Origin of the sequence: Protofrankia sp. CiP1_Cm_nod2, from assembly GCF_920664355.1 — a bacterium.
In the GTDB taxonomy this organism is placed as follows: Bacteria; Actinomycetota; Actinomycetes; order Frankiales; family Frankiaceae; genus Protofrankia.
In genome coordinates this window covers 41,217-57,172 of record NZ_CAKKTL010000002.1, presented here as the reverse complement: position 1 = coordinate 57,172, position 15,956 = coordinate 41,217, and the positions used below count along the sequence as shown (strand labels likewise).

Sequence of the window (15,956 nt, the reverse complement as noted above, 5' to 3'; positions counted from 1 at the left end):
CGGCCGGGCTGCTCGCCGCCGCCCTCGGCGCGGGCGTTGGCACCGCCAGCGCGGCCGCCCCGGCGGAACCGTCCGCGCGGCCCGCCCCCGCCACTCCCGGCACGGCACAGGTACCGGGTGGAGACGGGCTGAACGCCTTACTACCGGCCCCGCCGCCCCCGCCGGGCACGACACCGCCGCGGCGCGCGCCGCGGCCCACCAAGCCCACGACCGGGCCGCGGACCCCCGCGCCCGACCTCTCCAGGAGCGCCAGCGGCGGCGCCACGGCCCTGAGCGGCGGCGCCACGGTGCTGAGCGGCGGCGCCACGGTGCTGAGCGGCGGCGCCACGGGCACCCTCGTCCTCTACGACACGACCGGCCCATGGGGCTGGCTGGGCGAGCAGTACGCCATCCAGACGGCCAACCTGGTCTCCCGGTTCGGCACCTGGACCGCGCACCCGGTCAGCAGCTACACCGCGGGCGAGCAGAACTCCTACGCGGCCGTGATCTACATCGGCTCGACCTACGACGAGCAGGTGCCGACGGCGTTCCTCACCGACGTGCTGGCGAAGACCCGGCCGGTGATCTGGATCTACGACAACATCTGGCAGCTCACCGCGCAGGACCCGAACTTCACCACGAACTACGGGTGGAACTGGTCAGCCTTCGACACCTCGTCGGTCGGTAAGGTCAGCTACAAGGGGACCGACCTGACCCGCTATGCGGCGAACGGCTCCGGCATCCTGAACTACTCCACGGTGAACCCGGCCGTCGCGACCGTGGTGGCCGAGGCGGTACGCGCCGACGGCAGCCGCTTCCCGTGGGCGGTCCGGTCGAACAACCTCACCTACATCGGTGAGATCCCGTACTCCTACGCCGACGCGACCGACCGCTACCTCGTCCTGGCCGACCTGCTCTTCGACCTGCTCGCGCCGCAGACCACGCAGCGGCACCGGGCACTGGTCCGGATCGAGGACGTCGGCCCGGACGCCGACCCGGACGAGCTGCGGGACATCGCCGACTACCTCCACAATGAGAACATCCCGTTCTCGATCGCCGTCTACCCGCGGTACGTCGACGCGAACGGCACCTACAACAACGGCGTCCCGCAGGACTACACACTGGCGTCCCGGCCGGATGTGGTCAGCGCGCTGCAGTACGCCGTCCAGCGCGGCGGGTCGCTCATCGTCCACGGCTGGACGCACCAGTACTCGAATGTGGCGAACCCGTATTCGGGGGCGAGCGCGGACGACTTCGAGTTCTTCCGGGCGCACATCGACGCGCAGAACAACGTCATCTATGACGGGCCGGTTCCCGGCGACAGCCAGTCCTGGGCCGCCGGCCGGCTGAACAACGCCAAGGCCGGGTTCACCGCCGCCGGGTTCACGGCGCCGAACGTGTTCGAGTTCCCGCACTACGCCGGGTCGGCGGCGGACTACAAGGCGGCGGCGCAGAAGTTCCCGCGGCGCTACGACCGGGGTCTGTACTTCCGCAACCAGCTGGCCGGCGGGGCGATCGACTCCACGAAGTACGCCGGGCAGTTCTTCCCGTATCCGGTGACCGACGTCTACGGCTCGTTCGTGATCCCGGAGAACATCGGCAACATCGAGCCGGAGCCGTTCAACAACCATCCGGCCCGGCTGCCCGCCGACCTGATCGGGGCGGCGCAGAAGAACCTGGTCATCCGGGACGGGTTCGCCAGCTTCTTCTACCACCCGTATCTGGGCCTGGGCTACCTGGAGGACGTCGTCGAAGGCGTGCGCGGCCTCGGCTACACCTTCGTCTCGGCCAACAGCCTCTGAAAACTCTGAAAATCCGCTCCGAACACCTTCCTGAGGATTCCAGCAACCTATTCCGCAACGTCCGCCGAAAAAGCCGATGAAAGACCGCTGAAAAACCGGTGAGCCGGTGGGCGGCCATTCCTGGCCGGGCGGATCCCGTTAGCGGGATCCGCCCGTACCGGTCGACACGGGCCGGCCGGGCGCTGGCCGGCCGGTCCTGGCCGCGGTCAGCCTGTGCCGCGGCCGGTGACGGTGAGCCGGGCGCCGACGCCGGTCAGGTAGCGCGGGCTGGTCCCGCTGAAGTCCGGCCTGTCCTCCTCGCCGATGTAGAGGTCGACGTGGCCGGGGCCGCCGAGCCCGGGGGTGAACTCGTCGCGGACCTCCCACCTCCCCCGGCGCAGCGCGGCGCAGGCGTCCGGGTCGATCCCGGAGCCGTCCTCCTCCCGGCCGCAGTCCTCGACGAGGAAGGCCGTCCCGGGGGGGAGTGTGCCGGCGTCGGCCGCCGCCGTCCGGAACGGAACCAGCGCCCGGCCGGCGCTGTCGGCCGGGATGTCGTCGAGCCAGAAACCGGTGTCGTGCGACCAGTTCAGGAACGACCCCCGTCGCGGCCCGCTGGTGATCCGGCCTGTCCCCTCGTCACGCACCGCCTGGGCGAAGTCCTCCGGGAAGGTGCCCAGGAGATCGTCGCCGAAGGCGCAGTCCCGCCGTGGACAGCCCCGCACGGCCAGCGGTGAGCCCGCGTGGTAGCTCTCCACCGCGGTGTAGTAAACGGTGATCTCCCACCGGCCGGGGGACCGTTCCCCCACCGGCCGGCCCGGTTCCGGGCCGCAGGCGGCCACGCCCGCGACGAGTACCGCGGTAATCCCGGCCAGCCCCGCCGCCCGGTCGCGCGCGGAGCGCCGCCGGGCCGATTTCCGCGCGTTCCCCGGCCGGCCGTCCCCGTTCCGGGAATCCTGTTCCCGGGCGTTCCGGGGAAGCCGGCCGAAAATCCGGGGCGATATTCGCTGGAACTGATCCATGACCGTCACGGTCATCCATCGTCACGTTTTTTCCCGCCCTGGGCAACGTGGGCGCGGTGGGCAAACACACCGGGCCGTGGGGGACCAGGTGAGCCGCCGCGAGACGTCCACCGGCGGGACCGGCCTCGGCCGGCCGGGCAACCGGCCGTTGAGACCTCGGTGAGCAGGGCGGTCAAGAGGGATCACCACTCGCATGCACCAGTCGGGATCTCCGTCGGGATTCGAGCCCGCGCGGTGCCGGGAAGCCGGGCATGGACGCACAGGCTGCTCTGCCCCGGGGAGTTCCTGCCGCATCATGCGATGCGGCAGCGCAGGTTACAGGCGCATGCACGGGAGACAGCCCCAGCCCGGACAGTACTACTTAGGTTAGCCTAACCGGCTCGTTCGGCCCGCACCGGCCCGCACGGCTGGGGAATTTCATGATTGTCCACAAGGAAGTCCGGCTCGACGACGCCGACGGCACCCGGTTCATCCTCTGCCACAGCCCCGACCAGGCCACCCGCGACCAGGCACGGCGCACCGCCGACCTCGACCGGATCGCCGAACGCCGATCCGAGCAAACCTGGTGCACGATCCGCCGCCAGACCGGCCGGATCATGCAGATCATCCTCGCCGGCACGGTCGCCCAGAGCACCACCCTCGCCCCGGCCCAGAAGGCCATCTGCCAGGCAGTTTCCGTCCCACCACCCGCCCGGGCCACCGCCTTCGGCCCCAGCTGATCACCCCGGAACAGCCCTCGCAGGATCGGCCAGGCCCGAGGGCGTGGACACACGCCCCCCATCCGGCCCTACACGCGTTTCCACAGGCCAGCACCATGATCAGAAGATTCGTGTGACCACCAACTGCGGAACTCGGGAAACAGGACAAGAGGAAAACGTGCCGGAGCTCTGGCCCCGCTGCCGCGGACGCACCACCGCGACCACCACTCCTGATTTCCACGGCTTCCCCGGGAAAGCCGGAAAGATCCCGAGAACGTCGGAGCCCTGTTATTCTGAGATAGGAGATGTCTGTTCTATCACCCGAGGCCGACAGGGAAGGGAGCCGCCACAAGTGGACGCGGCACGGGACGCAGTGGAGTCGGTTCTGGAGACGGCATCCGACCATGTTCCGCGGTACGTTCTCTACGGGGCGTACGGAACCAACCTGGCCAGCAACGACAGGGGTGGCATCGACCGCCTCGGCCTCTATCTCGATGCCGCGGGAATACCCAACGGCGAGATAGAGCGTATCGGCGGCATCCGGATGAGCGGGGTGGCGATCTACGCTGCACTTCGATCCCTGCGATGGCAGCCGGTAAACAAGGCGGACTGGGCGAGCGGAGGGGTCTTCGTCGAACCGACTGGCGACGTGAACGATATCACCTACTTCAGCCTTTACCGCATGCCCCTCAAATGGTTTTTAATGATCATGCTCGACGAGTGCCACATCGACCCTCGCAAGTACGAAGAGACCGTCCGGATCCTCATTGACCGATGGCACGTACTCGAACAGGAGAGAAAACTGGATCTCAGTAATCAGCTCTACGGACGCATGCTGCTGTTCCGAGGCCGGACTCCTACTCGACCGGATAAACAGCGAGAAGACATCGTCTGCTTCACAGCCCCTTGGACCCTCCGCGATGTTCACCAGAACTCGGACGTGGCGGAATCAATGCTAAACGAACGTCCTTCGCGATGGTTCTACGATGAGAAACCGTGCGAGCCGTTCTTCAACCCACTGAATTATCGCTATGCCCGCGTGATGACCGAAGGCCTCATGCATCTGGGCATGGACGAGAACACGGCGATCCGGTACGTGGTCGGGATCAGAGGCAACGTCTCCCCCGGCTCCCCAGAGTACATCGCCGGTTCATCCGTGACTATCAAAGAGTACAAGTCGACCATACAATCACTGGCCATCCAGGACTGCGTTCCGACCGTGTCTCCCTAGAGACGACACGGTAGACGGTTAGACCGGCCGCAGACGGTTACACCGGCCGCGGACAGCGCGGCGCACAGATACCGGTTCAGCGCGGTGATACCACCCCGGCCGGAGAGCCACTCGTCCGCGAGGACGAGCACTCGCATCTGCCGGTGCTGCCAGTGCCGTCGGTGCCGTCGGTGGGTTCGTGGCCGGTTGTCGTCCGGTCCGGCCGCGCTGCTGTGCCGCGATCGGCTCCTCGACCTGGGCGGTCGCTGGCCGGTGCCGCTCGGGCGGATGCCGGGGCAGGCCGAGCGTGCTGATCGGATACCACATGCCGAACTGGTCGCCACAGGCGTCCCAGACCCGGCGCAGGTAGTCGTATGCTTCGGCCGCGTGCTCGCCGCCGACCGGGGCGAACACGTGCATCACGAGTTCCGGCGCGACCAGTGGCCCGGCTGGGCCGGGTGTCAGGTTCTCGTCGATGCCGTCCCCCGGATGTCGTCGGCGGAGACGCTCACGTTCCAGACAGTTCTGGCGTTTTCCGGGATGTCAGGCGGGTGGATGGACGGTTATGATCCTCTGGTGACTTTCTGCTCGGGGTAACCGTGGCCCTGAGCTTCCTCACCGGCAACCTCGATGTCGGGGGCCGCCCAGCTGCCCGGAGGTGCAAAGCTGCTCGGCTGCCCGGGTCCGCAGGGCGGCCCGGCCGGTGTCTGATAGCATGGGATATCGCTTGGAGGTGCGGCTGATGTCCGATGTGCTCATCCGTGACGTGCCCGATGACGTGCTGGCAGCCGTCGAGGCGCATGCCGCTCGGCTCGGTCTGTCCCGCAACGAGTATCTCCGCCGACAGCTTGCCCAGGATGCGGCACGCTCGGCCACCCCGGTGACCCTCGACGACCTGCGCTGGTTCAGCACCACCTTCCGCGATCTCGCCGACCCGGAGGTTATGCGGCAGGCCTGGGCGTGACCGCCACAGCCGAGACGACGCAGCGCTGGCTCGTCGACAAATCCGCTCTCGTCCGGCTGAGCGAGAGTCCCGACGCCGACCTGTGGCTGTCCCGCATCCAGCAGGGCCTGCTCCGGATCACGACGGTCACGATCCTGGAGGTCGGCTTCTCCGCACGATCCGTTCAGGATCTCCGCGTCCGGCTGCGCCGGCCGCCGGTCTCGGCGATGCCCGTCGAGAACACCACGCCCCGTATCGAGTCCAGGGCTGTCGAGGTCCAGGAGCTGCTCGCCGGCACCGGGCACCACCGCGCACCATCCGTCCCCGACCTACTCATCGCCGCCACGGCCGAACTCGCCGGGCTTGTGGTGCTCCATGTCGACAAGGACTTCGAGCTGATCGCCGCGGTCACCGGGCAGCCCGCCGAGAGGCTCCGTCTCGGCACCGGGTAGCTCGGTGAGCCCAGGTCTGCCCCATCTTCTCCGGGCGATGAAGGCCGTTGACGCCGAGGTCGATCATCACCATGGGCCCGGACGACCCTGTGCGATCATCTTCGCCAGCCTCGTCACCCTCGCCTGGACCGTTCCTCCTCGTGGCTTCAACTGTCGACATGCTCCGGACAGGCTCGGAAGCAGAGAGTCCGCCGCTCTAGCGTTGCGTGATTCCGCTTCTTTTATCAGCCGTTGTTGGCGACCAAATTCTTGATGCCCTTGATACGGGCGAAGTTTGGAAATGTGAAATCGGACTGGTGATCCGACCGGTCGCCATTTTGTTGATCAGGGAGGTGCGGGTCCGCCTCAAGCGCAGGATTGACCCCGTGACCGGATTCGGTCGAGGTGTCGGGCGCGGCCCCGTTCAGCCGGTTCTGGGCTATCCAGGCCAGAACATCGTGGATCGCTCGTGCCTGCACGAGGCCGAGACGCTTGCTCTGCTCACCGTCCAAGCAATGGATCTCAAAGACCATGGTGGGCGGCTCGCGACGGCCGCCGCCTCGCCGGCTGCTCGGCGTCGAAGACGCGCCCACCGACTGATCGTCGTGGCCTGATCCCATGCGCGCACGCTATGTGCGTGCGTGGCGGGAGTCCGCCAGGGCGCCCGACCGCATCCATGGTCTTCCGAGTGTCCCTCGGGGCATCGATGGTTCCCGGGACTTCGGAGTCCGCAGGTTCCACAACCCTCAGTCCGCCGGGCCCGGGAGCCAGAAGACCGGCCCCGGTGCTCGAAATGGGCGCCCAAGCCTCGAATGCGACCGCCAGGCGGCCGACGACCCGCTGTCCGGTTATGCAAGTTTGGCGAGGTTGAGGGTGGTTTCGTGGCCGTCGGCGAAACGGACGATCATGTAGGCAGTGCCGCCGATGGCCGCCAGGTAGGCGTTGAGCGTCGACAACAGAAGGTCGTGCGGCTGTTCCATGCGGCTGATGGCTGCCTGGGTGACACCCATGCGGCGAGCAAGCTCGACCTGGGTGAGGGTGGCAGCCTGGCGGAGCGCGGCCAAGCCCATCGCGTAGGTACGGTCGGCTTCGGCCATGCCTGCACGGACCTGGGCGACCTCGTCGGCGATATCGGGCCGTTGGGCGAGCTGACGGATGCGGTCGTTGCCGCGGAGGAACGTGACGCCGCCCTCGGTCGTGTCGTTGTCGGTCATGGGGTGCCTCCTTGCTGGCGCAGCCAGGCGTCGACGAGGGCTTCACCGCGGGTGGCGGCACTGGCGTAGAACACGTCGCCGATCGTCTTCTTGTCGAACCCGATCAACGCGACCACGACGTGGTCGTCGGCGGGGAATCAGCAGATGATCCGGACCGCGACGTCCGGGTCGAAGGGGTGGGCGACGCGCCAGAGTTCGTGGCGGCGGGCTTGCCGTACCCGTTTGAAGGTCGGGGACTCCTCGAGGGGGCTGGCCGGGAGCTCAGTGAGCGCCTGTAGGAGCGCGACAGCGACGGTGAGGACGCGGCCTCCCTGTTCTTCCGCGCGGGTCAGCCAGCGGTCGAACTCGTCGGTCCAGCCGACGATCACCTCCCCGAGGATGAGCCCCGGTTAATACAACGTCAACCTCATAGCCGGCCGCGAGCCGCGACGCAGCCGACGAACGATGCACCGAACCTCAGCGGAACCGGCGGGACCGTTGCACCAACGACCGCAGGCCGGCGGCCCGAGCGAGCCACAGTGGGTCAGCAACAGCCACGCCGGCCACCACGATGCTGCCACTCACCGCACGACACGGAGCGTGCCCCCAACGGGATTCGAACCCGTGCTACCGCCTTGAAAGGGCGATGTCCTAGGCCGCTAGACGATGGGGGCGGGCAGCAGCGATCGGGCTGGCTCACAGCTCGGACGCGGCGACGTCTGCCGTCGGTACGGCAAGCTGAGCATAGGGGACGGCGGGCGGTGACGACAAACCGCCTTCCGCCCGTGGCTCGCCGGGCCGGCGCGAAGCGGGCGGGAGCGGGTCGGGATGGTCCGGCTGTCCGGCTGTCCGGCTGTCCGCGGCGGAGGGGCGGCCCCGCGTCCCGCTCCGGTGAGGTCAGGTGGCCGGGAGCGCGGGCCGTGGGTCCGTCCAGCGGTACCGGGTGCGGAAGAACGCCCGGACCGGGCGTCCGCCGATGGCCAGGTTGTGCCTGACCGGCACCGGGCCGCTCGGGTCCGCGACGTCGAAGGACAGCGTCACGGTGTCGGCCCGCTCCAGCGGTGTGTTCGGGTCGTAGACCCGTAGCGTGACCGCGGTCTGTCGCTGCTCGTAGGCGTACGCGAGCACCTGGTGGTTGTGGCCGAGCTGGAAGGGGCTGTAGGAGCGCACCGTGATGATGCCGAGCGGGGACAGTGTGCCGCGGTCGATGTCGAGGCGTACCTGTGGCCACTCGTCCACAACGGTGATCCGCCCGGCGCCGCGCAGCGTCAGCGATGACCGGGTGGTGTCCGCGTCCCGGGTGGACATGAGCCGGTAGTAGCGGGCGACGCCACGCGGGATGTCGAAGCTGTCGAACAGCCGGCGGACGAGGTAGCGGTACAGCGGCGAGTCGGGTGGTGGCACCTCCTTGGACGTGGGCGGTGGCAGCCTCGCCTCGAAAAGATCGCGAGTGGCGTAGGCCATCCCTCCGCACAGCCCGCGGCTGGCGTCCCCGACCGGCACCCGGCCGACACCCGGGACTCTGATCTTCAGGACGGGCTGCCTGGGGAAGTCGTTGGTGAAGGGAAGGGCCTGGCCGCTCGGCAGGAAGCCGTCCACGGCGGCGTGGGCGTCGACCATTGATGTCTCCTTCTGCCTTCGCCTGGGAGCGGTATGTCCGTCCAGGGTCCCATCCGGACGGGATGGGCAGAAGCCGCCGGCAGCCGGCAGCCGGCAGCCGGAAACCGGAAATCGGCAGCCGGCAGCCGGCAGCCGGTCACCGCTGCCAGGTTGCGCAGTGATGGTCGTCGGCGAGGGTGCTGATCGGACGGATGTCACCGGGCCTGATCGACAGCGTCTGCGCCCGCTCGGTGGTGTGGACCGGCCAGACGGGCGGCGCCGGGGTGGGGAGCGTCCGGCCGGCCGCGCCCACGCCGTCCCTGCGGTTCGGCGCCCCGGCCGGCGGTGTGTTCGGGTCGCCGGTGGCCGCGAACCTCGTCCAGTACTGGATCATCGTGTCGGACAGTTCCCGGTGGGCCGAGCCAGGCCACTGCTGGTCGGCGTCCGGGATCAGGTAGCCGAGTTCCCATCCGTGCGAGGCACCGGGGAGCGTGCCCGGAACGGACGGTGCGCTGTCGGGCAGGTCGAACTCGTAGGAGAAGACCGGCACGCCGGCCCGCGTCAGCATGGACGCCGAGGCCACGCTCGGGCAGGTGAACAGCGCGTCGGTGATGACACGGGCGAGCCGTTCGGCCGGCGGCGCCGAGCCCGGCGGATAGTCCCTGCGGACGGCGCCGATCCTGTCGTGGAAATGCTGGTCGAGGACCGCGTTCACCTGCTGGTCGGTCAACCGGCCGGCCCGGCCGCTCCAGGGCCTGGTGAAAATGCGGCCCTCGTCCCGCACCGTCCCGATGATGACCGGCACTTTCGCGAAGGCGCCGGTGGCGATGGCCGTGGACGGTGGCACCGGCAGCGTCCGCCCGCCTGTCACGGGCGCCCACGGGAACGGGCTGAGGATGTCGGCCTGCTGGTCGGCCGCGGCGAGCACGTCCCGGGCGGGTAGCGCACGCATGCAGTCCGCCGCCCGGACGGGGTCGGTGCAGCCGAGCCTGCGCGCGGTGTCGGTCCCGGTCCGCTCGGCGTCCCGCACTGTCAGGAACGGCCATGAGCACGGGCCGCTCTGCACGATCGCGCGATGGAACAGGCCGGCCGCGGGCGGGGAGGCGAGCAGCGCGCAGGTACCGATCGCCCCGGCCGACTCGCCGAAGACCGTCACGTTGCCGGGGTCGCCGTGGAACGCGGCGATGTTGTCACGAACCCAGCGCAGCGCGGCCGTGATGTCCTGGACCGCGTATGTCCCGGAGTCGCCCGGCCGCGCCTGCCCGCTGCCAGGCTGCCCGTTCCCGGGCTGTCCGCTGCCGGGCTGTCCGTTCCCGGGCTGTCCGTTCTCGGACCGGCTGTTCCCGGGCTGCCTGTCCTCGGCGTCGAGCCCGGGCAGCGCAAGATATCCCAGAATTCCCAGGCGGTATTCGACCGAGACGACGACCACCCGGCCTGTCGCGGCGAGCAGGCTTCCGTCGTATTCGTTCGCGGAGCCGCCGACAAAACCACCGCCGTGGATCCAGAACATCACCGGTAGCCGGCCACCGCCCGCCCGGTCACGGCCCGCCCCGCCGCTCGTCTCGCCGCCCGTGTCACCGTTCGGGCCGGGGCCGCCGAGCTGGCCGCCGTCCGCGCCGCTGTCGCCGCCCACGGCGGGAACGTGAACGTTGACGAAAAGACAGTCCTCGTCGGACTGTTCGCCCAGGCCGCCGTTGTCCGGGCTGCCCTGAAGGCAGGGATGCGCTTTCTTCGTGGCATTCCGGATACCTGTCCAGGGCGCGACGGGCTGGGGTGAGCGCCACCGTCGGTCACCGACCGGCGGTGCCGCATATGGAATTCCATAGAAGGACGTGCCCAGGGCGGTGCGCGCGCCGCGGACCGTACCGCCGGTCACGGGCACGACTGTGGGGCTGGTTCTCGTTGAACCGCCACCGGCCTGTTCACGGTCGTCATGGGCCGGGTTGGCCGAGCATGACGTGACCGTAAGGAAGAGGGCGACGACGAGGAGCAGCGACATCATGCCCGACGCCGTACTCCGGATATGGACCGGCTCCATGGCTGCCCCCCCGGTCTCATGGTCCATATCCTCGCCGGGCTCGGGTTCCCGACGGTTCATGCCGGTGGTCGGTGTGATGCTTCCCGGCGCGCTGCTTCCGTATCCATTCCTTGCCGATTCTCATGATGACGGCAGCCGGCCGTCCGCCGCGCGGACGGGTTCCCGCCGGCACCGGCACGGTGATCGTCCACAGCGATCGTAGGCTCAGCGGCCGGAGCCGACGAGGTCCTCCGTTCCGCTCGCTCTGCGGGTCGCCGCGACGTGCCCCCGCAGGCCGGCGGCCAGGCGGATGCTCAGGACGCCCGCCGGTGGCAGCTGTGGCGTCTTCATGGATGTCGGGATGGGGACGGCGTCATCGCTACCGTGGCGGTTGCCCGCCAGCGGTGCTCTGGAGGACGGTTCGGGAGCAGGGGTGGTGGTCGTCCTTCCGGCGCTCGGGGACGGGCCGGCCCGGCTGATCGGCAGGGAGGGCCGTGTGATCGGGCACGAGGCCGCCCTGGTCGCGAACCCGACGCGCGGCACCATCTCCGGGCCGGGGAGCGCGTCGGGGTGGCAGCGGGTGTCCGCGAGGAGCGCGCCTCCGATGTTGCTGTTACTTACGGTGATAATCGGGTCGAGCTGTCGGGTGGCTCCCGCGGGATCCGCGTCCCTGAACAGGGTCGCGACCGGCCCGGCCGCCGCGACGGTCATCGCGAGGATCAGCGCCCGCAGGGCCAGCGTGCCGTTGTTGCGCTCTTCCGGGCGGGCGCGGAAGAATGGCCGGAACGCCCAGCTCGGCGCATGTCGTGCCATACGTCTCGACACGTGTCGCACCGTGCGATGGCCGGACGTAGTGTGCTTACGGTATTGCTTACCGTGTATGCCGCGATTTCTGCCGCGGCTGCCGCCGTGAGGGCGGCCCACGGCCATGGCGGCATCGCACGACATCGTGCGGCACCTCCACATCACGCGCATCCTGGTCCGTCGCCATGGCGCCGGCCGACACATCCGACACATCCGACACATCCGATATGAGTGGCAGGCTAGCGTGTTCTGGTGCCATACGTAGTGTTGTCGCCACGTGTTGGGTAAGTGTGGATGTTATGTGACCGACAGTAAAGGACGCCGGGGTGGGTCACGTTTGGCATCCGCGGGATGCGGACACAAATCCATCACCCTTCGAGGTGTCAGAGATACCAGTAGTAATGCAACTGGCAGTGGCGGGACGTGCGGCGGCGCCGGGCAGCCGTCCGCGCACGCACACGGCATCACACGGCATCACACGGCATTCACGCGGCATCACATGGCATGAGGTGATCCTGATGACAACGAGTGTCACGACGGCCGGCCCGTTCGACATCCCGCTCGACGTCCCACCAGGCGCGGATCCGGACCGGGCGCTGCCCGCGGACCTGTCGGATCCGACCCGGGCCGGTGCGGCGCTCGGTGCGCTCGTCGCGTCCGGCCGGCTCGATCCTCCACCGCCCGCCGCGGGCTCCACCGCCGCCCGCTGGCGCGTCCTTGCCGATCTTGCTGTCAGCGACGGCACACTGGCGCGGCTGGCGGCCGGGCACGCCGGCGCGGCCGCGCTCCTGAACGAGCTGGGCGGGCCGGTGCCACAGCGTGACCAGCGGTGGGGGGTGTGGGACGTCGACACCCCGGTGAGCCCGCTGGTCGCCCACCGGGGCCCGGACGGCTGGACGCTGCACGGCGCCAGGCCGGCCTGCTCGGGGGCGCGGGTGCTCACCCATGCCCTGGTGGCAGCCGAGATCACCACCGCCGAGGAGGGGGAGACACACCAGCTGTTCGCCGTGCGGCTGGACGACCGCGGCATCGCGGTGGCGGCCGGTGGGCGGGCGTCCCGGACAATGGCCGCCGGCGCGGACACCGCGACGGTGCTCTTCGACGGGGCGCCGGCCGTGGCGGTGGGCGGGCCGGTCGGGCCGTCCGGGACGTCCGGCCGCTTCGGCGTGGCCGCCGCGGCCTACTCGGAGCGGCCCGTGTTCTGGCACGCCGCGGCAGGGGTCGCGGCCTGCTGGTTCGGCGGCGCGATCGGGGTGGCCCGCCCGCTGTTCGCCGCCGGCCGACTCGACCGAGCCGGCCGCGAAGGCCGTTACGATCATGAAGGCTGGGCCGGCCGTACCGCCGGCCACCACGGATCCGTCAGCCGGTACGGGCCCACCGGTGGCCCCGCTCCCGCCGGCCATCACTGGTTCGCCGACCGGAGGGGGCGGCCGCTGGACGCGCGTGCGCTGGCCCACCTGGGCCGGGTGGACGCGCTGCTGATGGCCGGGCGCTGCGTCCTGGAGACGGCCGCACGGGAGATCGACGCCGACCCCGACGACGCCGGCGGCTCGGCGCGGCGGCGCGCCCTGCAGGTGCGGGCCGCGATCGAGACATGCGCGACGGAGGTGATCGACCTGGTGGGGCGCGCGCTCGGCCCGGGGCCGCTGTGCTCCGACCGCGGCTATGCCCGGCGCGTCGCCGACCTTGGTTTCCACCTGCGGCACAGCCACGTCGATCATGATCTCGAGGTGCTCGCGAACGTCGTCCTGGACGATCTCGACCCGTTCTGGTGGTGACTGACGGTGAGGTGGCTACAGCGGGTCAGGTGGGTATCGAGGACGGTATGAAGCGTCGTCCTGAAGGCATCCCGCCCGGCGATCTCTCCGATGAGGATCTTGTCCGTGAAGTGGAACACCTGCACGCGACCCGGCACGAGACGTTCCTGCACGGCACCGGGGACGCGTTCGACACGCACACGTCACGGATGCTCAGCCTGGAGTACGAATACCGGCGCCGGTTCGCCGCGGTGCTCACACCGGACCCGCTACGGACCCGTGCCGGCAGCCGTCGGGCCGCTGCCGTGGGCCGTGGCGGCTCGTGACGGCCGGCCCGTGACGGCTCGTGACGTGCCCGGTCAGCTCGTGATGTCCCGGGCCGCGAACACGATCCTGGCCAGGATGATCGTTGCCAGGCCGTAGCCGCCCTCGAGCAGCAGCCCGTGTTGGATGCTGGACCAGGGGACCGGCGCGCGGAACAGGTCGACGAACGCCATCCAGTAGTGCGTGGGCAGGTAGGGCTGAATGACCTCGGCGGACGGGATCTGGTCGAGCACACCCGCGGTGACCAGGATGCCGAGCGCACCGAGCGTGGCCGCGAGCGGCGTGGACGTGATCGTCGACAGGAACAGCCCGAAGCCGGCGATCCCGAGCATGGAAGCGGCCACGAACAGCGCCGACAGTCCGATCCGGATCGTCGCGTCCGGCAGGGAGAAGGGCGGCCCCCCACCGGACAGCGGCTGGATGGGAGCGAGCCCGAACAGCGCCCAGCCGACCGTGAACGCGGTCGAGGTCACCGCGCTCACCGCGATCAGCAGATAGGCGATGATCGAGATCATCTTGGCGGCCAGCAGCCGTCCCCGTCCGACCGGACGTATGACCAGATAACGCAGAGTGCCGGCGCTCGCCTCGCCCGCGATCGCGTCCCCCGCCAGCAGAAGCACCGCCACCGGCAGGAACAGCGGCAGGACGAGCGCGAGGGCCGCGACCGGGAACCATGTGCCGTTGCGGACGACCTCGGCCAGGAACGCCGGGCCTATCGGCTTCGAACCGGTTCCGCTGATCTTCAGGAAGAAGGCGACGATGACCGGCAGCGCCGCGAGCATCAACACCGACAGCCACGTCCGCCGCCGCAGCAACAGCAGGCGCAGCTCGACCCGGATCATAGTCCGCCCCGGATCACTGCTCGTCCTCGGCCGGCTCCCAGCCGCCGCCCCCGTCACTACCGGTCAGCTCGAGGAAGACGTCCTCGAGCGTCCGGCGTTCCACCACCAGTTCGTGCACGCGCACGCCGGCCGAGACCAGCGCGGCGTTGAGCGCCATGGGATTCAGCGTCCGCGCGATCAGGGAGTGCCCCTCCCGGCCCTCCAGGACGCGCTCGAGCAGGTGCGCGGCAAGATCGGAATCCGGGGTGCGCAGGGTCACCCGGCCGGTCGGGCCACACAGCGCGTTGAGCGAGTCATGGGCGACCAGACGGCCGTCACAGATGATCGCTGTTTCGGTGCAGAGCATCTCGACCTCCGCGAGCAGGTGCGAGGACAGGAAGACGGTCGTTCCCGCGGCGTTCAGCTCGAGCAGCAGGTCGCGGATCTCCCGGATGCTCTGCGGATCGAGCCCGTTCGTCGGCTCGTCCAGGATGAGCAGTTTGGGATGCCGCAGCAGCGCCGCGGCCAGGGCGAGCCGCTGCTTCATTCCCAGCGAGAACCTGCCGATGGGCCGGTCGTCGACGTCACCGAGCCCGACCCGTTCCAGCGTGTCCTCGATCCGCTTGCGGCGCGAGCGCCGGGCGCCGCCACGCCCGGCCGAGTCGAGAGCGGCCAGTTCGACCCGGGCGGGCAGGAAGGTGTGGAACGCGGGAGCCTCCACGAGCGCGCCGACCTTGGGCAGCACCTGCCGGGCGTGACGGGGCATGCTCCGGCCGAGCAACTGGACACTGCCGGCGCTCGGACGCACCAGCCCCAGCAGCATCCGGACGGTCGTGGACTTGCCCGAGCCGTTGGGGCCGAGGAACCCGAACCGGTCGCCCGTCGCCACCTGTAGGTCGAGGCAGTCGACCACGGTCCGGCCCCGGTAGCGTTTGGTCAGCCCATCCGCATGGATAGCGAACGTCATACCGCCTCCCGCCCGTCGCCGGCGACAGCAGGCACAGCGACAGCAGGCACAACGGCAGCAGGCACAACGGCAGCAGGCACAACGGCAGCAGGCGCAGCGGAGGCGGGCATGGGACGGTTACGCGCCAGGACAGGCGGGGCAGCCGAGCCAGGCCCCACCGGCGTCCGGGGGAGCCGTCCCGGCCCGTCGGAACAGGATGATCGCAAGGTAGGCACTGTAGTACTAGTAAACCGGGTGGCTATTACGGGCCATCGACAGCCGGGGGCAGATCGGCCCTGAGGCGCCCGTCCGCGTCGGGACCCGCCACGGCAGGTACGATCAGGCTCGGCGGGCCGTTAGCTCAACTGGCAGAGCAGCAGACTTTTAATCTGCGGGTTCAGGGTTCGATCCCCTGGCGGCCCACATTTGATCAT

At 69.6% G+C, this 15,956-nt stretch carries 17 protein-coding genes, 2 tRNA genes and 1 pseudogene; 8 read left to right on the top strand and 12 right to left on the bottom strand.

The genetic code is table 11. The annotated features are described in order from the left end of the window. On the top strand, positions 1-1,781 hold a 1,781-nt coding region (locus tag NBW84_RS00535; protein ID WP_445548599.1), incomplete at its 5' end, for a DUF2334 domain-containing protein. Between the two features lie 206 nt (positions 1,782-1,987). Here NBW84_RS00535 and NBW84_RS00530 read toward each other — a convergent pair. Next, positions 1,988-2,779: a hypothetical protein gene (locus NBW84_RS00530; protein ID WP_250280639.1), complete on the bottom strand. Its 792-nt coding sequence runs from the start codon at positions 2,777-2,779 to the stop codon at positions 1,988-1,990. A 419-nt stretch (positions 2,780-3,198) separates the two neighbouring features. Between NBW84_RS00530 and NBW84_RS00525 the strand changes: the two genes are divergently transcribed. Both NBW84_RS00525 and NBW84_RS00520 read left to right on the top strand, forming a co-directional pair. Further along, positions 3,199-3,498: a hypothetical protein gene (locus tag NBW84_RS00525; protein ID WP_250280631.1), complete on the top strand. Its 300-nt coding sequence runs from the start codon at positions 3,199-3,201 to the stop codon at positions 3,496-3,498. Positions 3,499-3,610: 112 nt separating this feature from the next. Beyond that, positions 3,611-4,708, top strand: coding sequence for a hypothetical protein (locus tag NBW84_RS00520; RefSeq protein ID WP_250280629.1), 1,098 nt, complete (start codon positions 3,611-3,613; stop codon positions 4,706-4,708). Here the strand turns inward: NBW84_RS00520 and NBW84_RS23955 are convergent. Then, positions 4,705-4,845 carry a hypothetical protein gene (locus NBW84_RS23955; RefSeq protein ID WP_445548200.1) on the bottom strand — a complete coding sequence of 47 codons (141 nt, stop codon included), beginning with the start codon at positions 4,843-4,845 and terminating at the stop codon, positions 4,705-4,707. The two genes, NBW84_RS00520 and NBW84_RS23955, sit on opposite strands and share 4 nt — an antisense overlap. A 109-nt stretch (positions 4,846-4,954) precedes the next feature. Then, positions 4,955-5,107, bottom strand: a pseudogene (locus NBW84_RS23950) (CATRA conflict system CASPASE/TPR repeat-associated protein); the annotation flags it as partial. Between the two features lie 322 nt (positions 5,108-5,429). On the opposite strand from NBW84_RS23950, the gene vapB reads away from it, so the two are divergent. Both vapB and NBW84_RS00505 read left to right on the top strand, forming a co-directional pair. Beyond that, positions 5,430-5,651: a type II toxin-antitoxin system VapB family antitoxin gene (gene vapB, locus NBW84_RS00510; protein WP_250280625.1), complete on the top strand. Its 222-nt coding sequence runs from the start codon at positions 5,430-5,432 to the stop codon at positions 5,649-5,651. Next, positions 5,648-6,082, top strand: a complete 435-nt coding sequence (locus tag NBW84_RS00505; RefSeq protein ID WP_250280623.1) for a PIN domain nuclease — start codon at positions 5,648-5,650, stop codon at positions 6,080-6,082. The genes vapB and NBW84_RS00505 overlap by 4 nt, the downstream gene beginning before the upstream one ends. Positions 6,083-6,306: 224 nt before the next feature. Here NBW84_RS00505 and NBW84_RS00500 read toward each other — a convergent pair whose 3' ends face one another. The 7 genes from NBW84_RS00500 to NBW84_RS00470 all read right to left on the bottom strand — a co-directional run bounded on the left by NBW84_RS00500 (position 6,307) and on the right by NBW84_RS00470 (position 11,683). Then, positions 6,307-6,594 (bottom strand): hypothetical protein, encoded by a 288-nt coding sequence (locus tag NBW84_RS00500; protein WP_250280621.1) that lies wholly within the window; start codon positions 6,592-6,594, stop codon positions 6,307-6,309. Positions 6,595-6,909: 315 nt separating this feature from the next. Next, positions 6,910-7,275: a helix-turn-helix domain-containing protein gene (locus NBW84_RS00495; protein ID WP_250280619.1), complete on the bottom strand. Its 366-nt coding sequence runs from the start codon at positions 7,273-7,275 to the stop codon at positions 6,910-6,912. A 137-nt stretch (positions 7,276-7,412) separates the two neighbouring features. Beyond that, positions 7,413-7,643 carry a hypothetical protein gene (locus NBW84_RS00490; protein ID WP_250280617.1) on the bottom strand — a complete coding sequence of 77 codons (231 nt, stop codon included), beginning with the start codon at positions 7,641-7,643 and terminating at the stop codon, positions 7,413-7,415. A 212-nt stretch (positions 7,644-7,855) separates the two neighbouring features. Continuing rightward, a tRNA-Glu gene (locus NBW84_RS00485) sits at positions 7,856-7,928 on the bottom strand. A 223-nt stretch (positions 7,929-8,151) separates the two neighbouring features. Further along, complete coding sequence (locus NBW84_RS00480) at positions 8,152-8,874, bottom strand: hypothetical protein (RefSeq protein WP_250280615.1); 723 nt, start codon at positions 8,872-8,874, stop codon at positions 8,152-8,154. Between the two features lie 136 nt (positions 8,875-9,010). Beyond that, on the bottom strand, positions 9,011-10,855 hold the full coding sequence (locus NBW84_RS00475; RefSeq protein ID WP_445548598.1) for a carboxylesterase/lipase family protein: 1,845 nt from the start codon (positions 10,853-10,855) through the stop codon (positions 9,011-9,013). Positions 10,856-11,095: 240 nt separating this feature from the next. After that, complete coding sequence (locus tag NBW84_RS00470; protein ID WP_250280614.1) at positions 11,096-11,683, bottom strand: hypothetical protein; 588 nt, start codon at positions 11,681-11,683, stop codon at positions 11,096-11,098. Positions 11,684-12,192: 509 nt separating this feature from the next. Here NBW84_RS00470 and NBW84_RS00465 point away from each other — a divergent pair. Together NBW84_RS00465 and NBW84_RS00460 are read left to right on the top strand one after the other, a co-directional pair. Further along, positions 12,193-13,452 carry an acyl-CoA dehydrogenase family protein gene (locus NBW84_RS00465; RefSeq protein ID WP_250280612.1) on the top strand — a complete coding sequence of 420 codons (1,260 nt, stop codon included), beginning with the start codon at positions 12,193-12,195 and terminating at the stop codon, positions 13,450-13,452. A 29-nt stretch (positions 13,453-13,481) separates the two neighbouring features. Then, positions 13,482-13,757 (top strand): DUF6158 family protein, encoded by a 276-nt coding sequence (locus NBW84_RS00460; protein ID WP_445548597.1) that lies wholly within the window; start codon positions 13,482-13,484, stop codon positions 13,755-13,757. A gap of 33 nt (positions 13,758-13,790) precedes the next feature. Here the strand turns inward: NBW84_RS00460 and NBW84_RS00455 are convergent, their stop codons facing one another. Both NBW84_RS00455 and NBW84_RS00450 read right to left on the bottom strand, forming a co-directional pair. Continuing rightward, positions 13,791-14,597, bottom strand: coding sequence for an ABC transporter permease subunit (locus NBW84_RS00455; protein WP_250280610.1), 807 nt, complete (start codon positions 14,595-14,597; stop codon positions 13,791-13,793). A 13-nt stretch (positions 14,598-14,610) separates the two neighbouring features. Beyond that, positions 14,611-15,543 carry an ABC transporter ATP-binding protein gene (locus tag NBW84_RS00450; RefSeq protein ID WP_250280607.1) on the bottom strand — a complete coding sequence of 311 codons (933 nt, stop codon included), beginning with the start codon at positions 15,541-15,543 and terminating at the stop codon, positions 14,611-14,613. 329 nt (positions 15,544-15,872) lie between these two features. Here NBW84_RS00450 and NBW84_RS00445 point away from each other — a divergent pair. Then, positions 15,873-15,945 (top strand) — tRNA-Lys (locus tag NBW84_RS00445). Positions 15,946-15,956 lie beyond the last annotated feature (11 nt).